The organism is Micrococcus sp. KRD077, assembly GCF_017168505.1.
Taxonomy (GTDB): domain Bacteria; phylum Actinomycetota; class Actinomycetes; order Actinomycetales; family Micrococcaceae; genus Micrococcus; species Micrococcus luteus.
Genome location: NZ_JABFAZ010000020.1, coordinates 15,479 through 24,297, shown reverse-complemented (window position 1 = coordinate 24,297; position 8,819 = coordinate 15,479). Strand labels below are relative to the sequence as shown.

The 8,819-nt window shown below is 73.2% G+C and carries 10 protein-coding genes and 1 pseudogene; 6 read left to right on the top strand and 5 right to left on the bottom strand.

Annotated elements, in window-relative coordinates:
- Positions 1-50 precede the first annotated feature (50 nt).
- Together J1M39_RS05415 and J1M39_RS05410 are read left to right on the top strand one after the other, a co-directional pair.
- A complete protein-coding gene (locus tag J1M39_RS05415) occupies positions 51-218 on the top strand; it encodes a hypothetical protein (RefSeq protein WP_160311879.1) in 168 nt (55 codons plus the stop codon).
- Between the two features lie 71 nt (positions 219-289).
- A complete protein-coding gene (locus J1M39_RS05410) occupies positions 290-769 on the top strand; it encodes an SRPBCC family protein (RefSeq protein ID WP_144825846.1) in 480 nt (159 codons plus the stop codon).
- 145 nt (positions 770-914) lie between these two features.
- On the opposite strand, the gene J1M39_RS05405 is transcribed toward J1M39_RS05410, so the two are convergent.
- Both J1M39_RS05405 and J1M39_RS05400 read right to left on the bottom strand, forming a co-directional pair.
- Positions 915-2,132: a fatty acid desaturase family protein gene (locus J1M39_RS05405; RefSeq protein ID WP_342356368.1), complete on the bottom strand. Its 1,218-nt coding sequence runs from the start codon at positions 2,130-2,132 to the stop codon at positions 915-917.
- Between the two features lie 87 nt (positions 2,133-2,219).
- Positions 2,220-3,272 carry a ferredoxin reductase gene (locus J1M39_RS05400; protein WP_206496544.1) on the bottom strand — a complete coding sequence of 351 codons (1,053 nt, stop codon included), beginning with the start codon at positions 3,270-3,272 and terminating at the stop codon, positions 2,220-2,222.
- 85 nt (positions 3,273-3,357) lie between these two features.
- Here J1M39_RS05400 and J1M39_RS05395 point away from each other — a divergent pair, with 85 nt between their 5' ends.
- From J1M39_RS05395 to J1M39_RS05385, 3 genes are all read left to right on the top strand, one after another.
- Positions 3,358-4,662: a PucR family transcriptional regulator gene (locus tag J1M39_RS05395; protein ID WP_095353529.1), complete on the top strand. Its 1,305-nt coding sequence runs from the start codon at positions 3,358-3,360 to the stop codon at positions 4,660-4,662.
- Between the two features lie 315 nt (positions 4,663-4,977).
- Positions 4,978-6,093 carry a type I restriction endonuclease gene (locus J1M39_RS05390; RefSeq protein WP_087113545.1) on the top strand — a complete coding sequence of 372 codons (1,116 nt, stop codon included), beginning with the start codon at positions 4,978-4,980 and terminating at the stop codon, positions 6,091-6,093.
- A gap of 124 nt (positions 6,094-6,217) precedes the next feature.
- Positions 6,218-6,430: a hypothetical protein gene (locus J1M39_RS05385; RefSeq protein ID WP_206496543.1), complete on the top strand. Its 213-nt coding sequence runs from the start codon at positions 6,218-6,220 to the stop codon at positions 6,428-6,430.
- Positions 6,431-6,454: 24 nt separating this feature from the next.
- On the opposite strand, the gene J1M39_RS05380 is transcribed toward J1M39_RS05385, so the two are convergent.
- A complete protein-coding gene (locus J1M39_RS05380; protein WP_087113543.1) occupies positions 6,455-6,988 on the bottom strand; it encodes a GNAT family N-acetyltransferase in 534 nt (177 codons plus the stop codon).
- Positions 6,989-7,088: 100 nt separating this feature from the next.
- Between J1M39_RS05380 and J1M39_RS05375 the strand changes: the two genes are divergently transcribed.
- Entirely contained in the window at positions 7,089-7,598 is a 510-nt protein-coding gene (locus J1M39_RS05375) for a GNAT family N-acetyltransferase (RefSeq protein ID WP_095353530.1), read from the top strand.
- Here J1M39_RS05375 and J1M39_RS05370 read toward each other — a convergent pair.
- Positions 7,588-8,277 carry a M23 family metallopeptidase gene (locus J1M39_RS05370; protein ID WP_020624712.1) on the bottom strand — a complete coding sequence of 230 codons (690 nt, stop codon included), beginning with the start codon at positions 8,275-8,277 and terminating at the stop codon, positions 7,588-7,590. The genes J1M39_RS05375 and J1M39_RS05370 overlap by 11 nt on opposite strands.
- 12 nt (positions 8,278-8,289) lie before the next feature.
- Positions 8,290-8,819: pseudogene (locus J1M39_RS05365) on the bottom strand (NAD(P)/FAD-dependent oxidoreductase); the annotation flags it as partial.

The window sequence follows — 8,819 nt, the reverse complement described above, 5'->3', positions numbered from 1 at the left end:
GGGCTGGGCGGGCATGCCCCCAGCATCCCACCCCTCAGTACGCTGGACGGATGAGTCAGAACGTCCTCACCGTCGACGGCGCCGACTGGTGCCGCGACTGCCTGCGCACCCGGCGCCAGAAGGACATCCCCGTGGTCGTGTTCCCCGACGGCGACCACCAGGTGGAGCCGACCAACGAGGAGACCGCGGCCAAGCTCACCGCGCTGGGCCTGATCTGAGGTCGGGCCGCCCCCGGCGCGAGCCCCGCCGGCGCTCTCGGTGGGCGCGCACCGGGGTCTACGCTCTCCCCATGGAGCACATCGACGAGACCGCCCTGCCCGCCCCCGAGGACCGCGTCGTGTCCGCGACCCGTCACGTCGACGCGCCGGCCGGCGTCGTCTTCGAGCTGATCGCGGACCCGGCCCGCCAGCCCGAGTGGGACGGCAACGACAACCTGGCCGAGGCCGCCCCCGGGCAGCGGGTGACCGCCGTCGGGGACGTGTTCGTCATGACCCTGCAGAAGGGCGTGGACCGCGCGAACCACGTGGTCGAGTTCGAGGAGGGCCGCCGTATCGCCTGGAAGCCCTCCGAGGTCGGCGGGGAGCCGTTCGGTCAGCTCTGGCGGTGGGAGGTCGACGGCGACGACGAGGGCGGCTGCCGCGTCACCCACACCTACGACTGGACCGCCCTGACCGACCCGAAGCGCATCCAGAAGGCGCTGCGGACCGGAGAAGAGCAGCTCCGCGCGTCGATCGACCGGCTCGCGGACCTCGCCGAGCGTCAGGGCTGAGCCGGCCGCTCACCCGGCCGAGGGGAATCCGTTGCGGTTCTGGCCCTTCTGACGGCCGAATCGGCGGCCAGAGGGGTCAGATCCGCAGAAGATCTGGCCCGGGCGCGGGGCGGTGCCGGCGTGGTCTGCCACGTCGCGCGCCGCTTCACGGCAGCGCCAGCCGGAACACCTTCTTCCACGCGGAGCCCACCTGCCGCAGCAGCGGGCCGGTCGTGTACGGCAGGCCGTAGCGGGCGCAGATCTCGCGGACCTTGGGCGCCACCTCGGCGTACCGGCTGGACGGCAGGTCCGGGAACAGGTGGTGCTCCACCTGGTGGGAGAGGTTGCCGGTCATGAAGTGCATCAGCTTCGAGCCGGAGATGTTCGCGGAGCCGATCATCTGCCGCACGTACCAGTCGCCGCGGGTCTCGCCGTCCACCATCTCCTCGGAGAACGTCTCCGCACCCTCCGGGAAGTGCCCGCAGAAGATGACCGCGTGCGCCCAGATGTTGCGCAGGCCGTTGGCCAGCAGCGTGCCCACGAGCGCAGCCTTGCCCGAGCCCGTCAGCACCTCGGCGACCGCCGGCGTGGCCACGTAGTCCTTCGCGAACTGCCGTGCGGCCTTGACGCCCACGGAGCGCAGATCCGTCATCAGCTCCTCGCGGGACTTCTCGCCGGTGCGCACCCGGTCCAGCTCGAGGTCGTAGAGCGCGATGCCCCACTCGAAGATCGGCGCCAGCCCCGCATTGATCACGGGGTTGAGCAGGTGGCGGGGCCGCCACGGCTCGGACTCGTCCATGCGCAGGACGTTGTAGCCCACGTCGCGGTCCTTGCCCACCACGTTGGTCCAGCGGTGGTGCAGGTCGTTGTGGGTGTTCTGCCAGGCCCGCGACGGCGTCACGAAGTCCCACTCCCACGTGGTGGAGTGGATGTCCGGGTCGCGCATCCAGTCCCACTGGCCGTGGAGCACGTTGTGCCCGATCTCCATGTTCTCCACGATCTTCGCGACCGTGAGCATGGCTGTTCCCGCCACGAACGCGGCGGGGTGGCGTGCGTTGAGCAGGAGGGCGCGGCCGCCGAGCTCGAGCCGGCGCTGCCAGCGGATGACGCGGCGGATGTAGGCCGCATCGGAGGCGCCGCGGCGGGCGAGCACGTCGTCGCGGATCGCGTCCAGCTCGCGGCCCAGCTCGGCCACCTGCGCGTCCGTCAGGTGGGCGGCGCCGGGCGGGCGCACCGCCGGGCTCCCGACGACGCCCGGCAGTCCCGGCGTCGCGGTCGCGGTGGTGGGGCGGGACGTGGCGGCACGGGACTCGGGGGTGTGCGGAGCCCAGCTCGTGGTGTCGGGGCGGTCCTGCGGCAGGACCCGGGCGGCGCGGCCGCGCACGGTGGTGCCGGGGATGGCCAGGGCCAGATCGTCCGGGGCGGAGGCGGGGGATGGTCGGGAGGCCCGGGTCGCGGCCGGGTGTCAGGTTCAGAGGTCGAGGCTCAGCGGGCCGACGGCGGCGCTCACGCAGGTCTGGATCAGTTCGCCGGGCTCGCCGTGCACCTGCCCGGTCCGCAGGTCCGTGACCTGGCCCGAGCGCAGCGGCGTGAGGCATGCGTGGCAGATGCCCATGCGGCAGCCGGAGGGCGCGGCGATGCCGGCGTCCTCGGCCACCACGAGCAGCGGCACGTCGCCGGGGGCGTCCACCTCGAGGTCGGCGTGCTCGAACACCACGCGGCCGCCGGCCCCCGCCACGCCCGGGGCGAAGTCGGCCTGGAACCGCTCGATGGTGAGGTCCGTGGCCGCCTCGCGCCGCCACAGGGCCTCGGCGTCGTCGAGGAACCCGGCCGGCCCGCACGCGTATGCGGCGCGCTCGCGCCAGTCCGGGCAGAGGCCCTCGAGCTGTGCGGGGGAGGAGAGGTCGAGGCGTCCGGCCTCCGCGGTGTGGTGGTGCACCACGCGCAGGCCCGGGAACTGGTCGGCCAGCTCGGCCAGCTCCTCGCGGAACAGGGCGTCCTCGGGGGTGCGGGAGGAGTGGATGAGCACGACGTCGGCATCCCGACGCGCGGGCACGAGCGTGCGGATCATGGACATCACCGGGGTCAGGCCCGAGCCGGCGGTGAGCATGAGCAGCGGGCGCGGCTCGTCCGGCAGGGTGAAGTCGCCCTCGGGGATGTCGAGGAAGAGGATGTCGCCGGGCTTCGTGTGGCGCACGAGCGTGCCGGAGACGAGGCCGATGTCGGACACCGTGATCTCCGGGTCCGCGCCCGCGGGCGCGGAGAGCGAGTAGGAGCGCCACTGCCGCACCCCGTCCACGTCGACGCCGACGCGTGCCCACTGGCCGGCGTCGTGGGCCCGCCAACCCGGTCCGGGACGGAACGCGATGGTGGCGGCGCCGGGCGTCGCGCGGGTGACGGAGGTGACCACCCCGCGCAGCTGGCGGGAGGAGTGCACGGGGTCGAGCAGGCCGAGGACGTCCTGCGGCGTGAGCGGATGCAGGAGCGTCGTCGCGAGGCGCGAGAGCAGAGTCGGTCCAGCCATACGCTCCAGCGTATGGAACGTCGCGCAGTGATGCTTCGTCCGGTGCGTACGATCAAAGGTGATTCTTCATCGTGAGGAGACAAGGATGAACGATCCCGCCCCGTCCGTCCCGTCGTCGGACCCCGTCCCCGAGCGCGGGAGCGAGGACACCGCCTGGCGGCCGCCGTGGCAGTCCCTGCCCGCCGACCTGCCGGAGAAGCTCGCCCCCGTGCTGCCCGGCATCCTCCTGCGCATGATCCAGACCGTCCCGGACGAGATCCCGGCCTACGCGAAGGCCCGCGACGGTCGGTACGGGAAGAACATCACGCTGGGCGTGGAGACGGCCTTCGAGCAGCTCATGCGTCTGCCCGGCACGGACCTGCCGGCCCTGAGCAGCGAGTCCCGTGCGCTCATGGCCAACCTGGGGGCGGGCGAGTTCCGGGAAGGCCGCTCCATGGACGCGCTGCTCGGCGCCTACCGCGCCTCGGCCCGGATCGTGTTCCGCGAGATGTCCGCGGAGTGCGCGCGCCTCGGGATGGACCTGTCCGTGGTGATCGACCTCGGCGAGTCCATCTGGGCGTACATCGACGAGCTCTCCTCCGTGAGCGCCCAGGCCTACGCGGAGGCGCAGTCCGCCCAGGCCGGCGTGCAGGAGCTGCACCGCGCCGCCCTGGCCGCCGCGCTGATCGGCGGCGGGTCCGAGGAGAAGGAGGTGCAGCGGCTGGCCGCGCTCGCGGACTGGCGGCTGCCGTCCCGGCTGGCCGTGGTGGTGCTGCCCGCCGACGCGGGCCGGGCCGTGCGCGAGCGACTCGGCCGGGCGGGCCTCGTGCTGGAGCGGGACACGGAGGTGCTCGCGGTGATCGACGCGCTGCCCGCGCGGGAGCACCGGGCGCGCATGCTGCGGCTGCTGGCGGGGACGGCCGCCGTCGTCGGGCCGACCGTGGACTGGCCCCTGGTGTCCCACTCCTACCGGGTGGCCCGCACGCTGGCCCTGCAGGAGGCGGCCGTCCGCAGGTCTCGGGCCGGGGCCGCCGTCGGTGAGGCGGCCGAGCTGGACGCCGGGGCCGAGGACGCGGGCATGCCGATCCTGGCCGAGGACCACCTGGCCCGCGTGGTGCTGGGAGCGGAGCCGCGCGTCGTGGAGGAGCTGGCGGAGCGGGTGCTGGCCCCGCTGCAGGAGGTGAGCGAGGCCAAGCGCGCGGTGCTGGAGCAGACCCTGCTGTGCTGGCTCACGCACTGGGGGCAGCGCGCGCGGATCGCGGCCGAGCTCAGCGTGCACCCGCAGACCGTGGGGTACCGGGTGGGGCGGCTGCGCGAGCTGTTCGGGGCCGCCCTGGAGGATCCCGACGCACGGTTCGACCTCGAGATCGCGCTGCGGGCGCGCCGGGAGGGCGTGCGCCCGGCGGCCTGAGGCGGACCGGGGCGGCGAGGGTGCAGGCCCGGCAGCCCCCGTGGCCCGGCAGCCCCGTTGTGCGCAGGACTCGCCGCATGCCGTTCAGCGACACGGCGAGTCGTGCACACAACGTGCGCCCGGGCGTCGCCGGACAGGGCGGCTCCGGCGTCGCGTTCCGGGCGGTGCCACGGTTCGACACTCGGGCGCCCCTCCGTAGCGCGTCTGTGAGCTGGGTTATATTTCGACGCAGCTAGGGTCGGCCGTCACGGGCTGACGGGCGAGGATGCCGGATTCCCGGTTGTCCGGCTCCTACTCACGGATGGGTGAAACGGCATGACTGAATTCGAGGACAAGCTTGCGCAAGTGGCTCGGCGAGCCCGCGACTACGCAAGCTCCCTGGACACGGAAGAGGCGACGAAGAACGCGCTGGTCATGCCGTTCATCTCGCAGGTGCTGGGCTATGACGTGTTCGATCCCCAGGAAGTCGTCCCGGAGTTCGTCGCGGACCTGGGCCTGAAGAAGGGGGAGAAGATCGACTACGCCATCATGCGGGAGGGGAAGGTCAACATCCTCGTGGAGGCCAAGAAGATCGGCTCGGAGCTGTCCCTGGCGCACGCGAGCCAGCTGGTGCGCTACTTCCACACCAGTGAGGCGCGGATCGGCGTCCTCACAAACGGGCGGGTGTGGAACTTCTACACGGACCTCGACAAGGCCAACATCCTCGACGAGCGTCCCTTCCTGGTCCTCGATCTTCTGGACATCGATCCGGTCACCGTGCCGAAGCTCGAGCAGCTGGCGAAGGGGTCCTTCGATCTCGACTCTGTCATCGCCGCGGCCGAGGAGCTGAAGTACGTGTCGGCCATCAAGCGCGAGATCTCCGCCGAGATGGCTGCGCCGAGCGACGAGCTGGTGAAGGTCCTCGCCAAGCGCGTGTACTCGGGGTACATGAATGCCAAGGCGGTGGAGACCTTCACCCGACTCACTGAAGAGGCCGCGCGCCAGTACATCAACGATCGTGTCAACGCGCGGCTGAAGACGGCCCTGGGCGACCAGGTCTCTCCGGTGCCGGCGGCTCCCGCTGGGCCCGTGGACACGGGTGATCAGACAGTCCCGTCCAACGAGGAGAACGGCCAGGAGGCCCAGCTCAAGCCGGGCGTGGTGACAACGGAGGAGGAGATCGAGGGTTTCCGGATCATCAAGGCGATCCTCGCCGGGATCGTGCCGATGAATCGGGTCTACATGCGCGACGCGGCCTCCTATTGCAGCGTCATCCTGGACGACAACAATCGGAAGCCGGTCGCGCGCCTCCACTTCGACGGGAAGATGAAGTATCTGATGCTGTTCGATGCGGAAAAGAACAGGACGCGGGTCGGCCTCGAGAACTTGGAGGACATCTACGAATCCGCCGAGGCGCTGCGGAGCGTCGTCCGCTCTTACGTCGAGGTCTAATCCGCCCACTGACCCGGCCCCGCCCGCGGGCGGGCAGCCCTGGGCCCCGGTGCCGCCCATGGGCCATCCTGGTGCGCACGCACCGTCGGGCAGGTCCCGTCGGGCGTCGACCCGAGAGGACGTCATGACCCCCCATGAGCGCGACGACCGCCAGACGATGGCCGCCGGCGAGACCTACCTGATCCACGTGCTGGAGACCTCGGACCCGCCCGGCAACCCGGACCACTACCGGATCACGGACGCGGTGGAGGCCCACCACGAGGCCACCGGCTCGTACGACGTCGAGTCCGCTGGCCTGGACACCGCACGGGAGCTGCTCGCCCGCCACGCCAAGTGAGCCGGGGAGTCTGACCGTCGGCGGCTAGAGGCTCATCCCCAGGACGGTGCGGGAGTCGATCCCCAGCGCCGCGCACGCCTCGCGCGCGCCGGTGCGGTCCTCGTCCACCACGGTCATGCCGATGTGCTCGGCCACCCGGCGCGAGGCGGTGTTCTCGGGGTGGATGACGGCCACGAGCTCGTGGTGGCCCAGCCCGTCGCGGGCCAGGTCCCGGCAGGCGGCGGCCGCCTCGGTGGCGTAGCCGCGCCCCCAGAGGTCCGAGCGCACGTGGTAGCCCACCTCGAGGCGTCGCCGCCCATTCACCTCCTGCCAGGTGAGGCCGCAGTCCCCGACGACGCCGGGCCCGTCGTCGTCGTGGGTCTCGACGATCCACAGGCCGTGCCCGTCCTGCGCGTACCGGCGGCGGTTCCCCGCGATCCACGCGGCGGCCCCCGCGCGCGTGCGCGGGGCGGGGTAGAAGCGCATGACGGCGGGGTCGCCGAGCAGGTCCGCCATGACGTCCAGGTCGGCGTCGGTCATCTCGCGGAAGCGCAGACGCGCGGTGGGGGCGGGGAGCATGCCCTCAGGCTAGCGGCGGCACCACGCCGCCCTCCCACCGCCCGCACGCGACGACGCCGCGCCCCTTGCCCGCGCGCGTGCAGGCTGGTCCACTGTGCCCATGACACATTCCCTCTCCCTGCGCCCGCTGCGGGTGGACGACTCCGAGGCCATGGTCGCGGTCCTCGCCGACCCGGACCTGTACACGTACACCGGCGGGACGCCGCCGGGCGAGGAGGAGCTGCGGCAGCGGTACGCCATCTTCACGCGCGGTCGCTCCGAGGACGGCGCGGAGGACTGGGCCAACTGGATCGTGGTGCTGGAGCCGGAGGGCCGGCCGGTCGGCTACGTCCAGGCCACCATCCCCGTGGACGGGGGACCCACGCAGATCGCCTGGCTGATCGGCACGCCGTGGCAGGGCCGCGGGCTGGCGAAGGAGGCCGCCGGCCTCCTCAAGGGCGAGCTGCGGGACCGGGGGGTGCGGCGCCTCGTGGCGGATGTCCACCCCGAGCACACGGCCTCCCAGCGGGTCGCCCAGGCGATCGGCCTGGCGCCGACGGACGAGGTCGTGGACGGGGAGGTCCGCTGGGCCGGGTCCGTGGACGACGGCGGCGGCCCGGTCACCGGCTGAGGCCGCGGCGCCGCTCCGGGTAGGAGCCGCCGAGCTCCACGCCCCGCTCGGCCAGGTAGGCCTCCGGGTCCACCGGCTCGCCGTCCACGCGCAGCTCCAGGTGCAGGTGCACGCCGGTGGCGGCGCCGGTCTGCCCGACGCCGGCCAGGTGGTCCCCGGCGGAGACGCGCTGGCCCGCGTCCACCACGGTGGAGTCCGGGGCGGCGTGCAGGTAGCGCCACACGTGGCCGTCCCCGGCGTCCACGGCGAGCAGGTTGCCGCCCGCGTCCCCGCCGGCCTCCACGAATAGGACTCGGCCGTCGGACACCGAGTGGAAGGGCGTGCCCTCCGGCACCCCGCCGAGGTCCACGCCGTCGTGGCGGGTCAGGGCCTCCTCGGACACCCCCGAGGGCACCACGCCCTCGCCGAACGGGTTGGGGCGGGGCCCGAAGCGGGAGGTCACGCGGCCCTGCACGGGCTCGGCGTACCCCTGCGTGTTCACCGTGGGCGGGGCGGGGGTGAAGCCGCCGTTCCAGCGCCGCCGCTCGGCGCCCGCGCCGGCGTCGTCCCGGCCGGCCGGACCGAACGCGAGGACCAGCGCCAGGACGGTCGCGATCAGGGCCAGCGCCCCCACTGCGGCCAGCACGCCCCCGGCCACACCGCTGCCCGGGGAGCCGGCGCCGGGGGTCGGGGTGGTCATCCCCTCAGTCTGTCATGCAGGGTCGGGACGGCCCCGGCCTTCGCCCACGGCATCCCGGCCCGCCACCAGCTCCCGCCCGCGCTCGTAGTCCTCGTCCGCGTTGTAGGTCAGCACGCCCACCACGCGGTCCTGCGCGTCCGTGTACCAGAGAGTGAACCCGCCGGTGCGCTCCACCATGCGGGCCTGCTCGTGGCCGTCGCCCCACGCGGCGTGCTTGAGCGTGTGCTCGCCGATGGTGCTCCAGAACCCGGGCACGGCCTCCCACCGCCGCAGGGACTCCGGGTCCGCCGTCGCCGCGTGGGCCAGCACGGAGGCCTGGCCGGCGCCGCCCGGCACGCCGACCTCGGTGCGGGCCGCGTTGTGCCCGGCGACCTCGCCCATGCCGAGGGCGTCGCCCCAGTGCTCCACGGGGATCGGCCGGCCGGCCACGGCGTGGTGGGCGCGGGCCACGTCCCCGGCCACCCACACGCCCGGCGCCGCCGCCAGGTGCTCGTCCGCCACGATCCGCCCCTCGTGCATGGTCAGCTCGGAGTCCTCGAGCC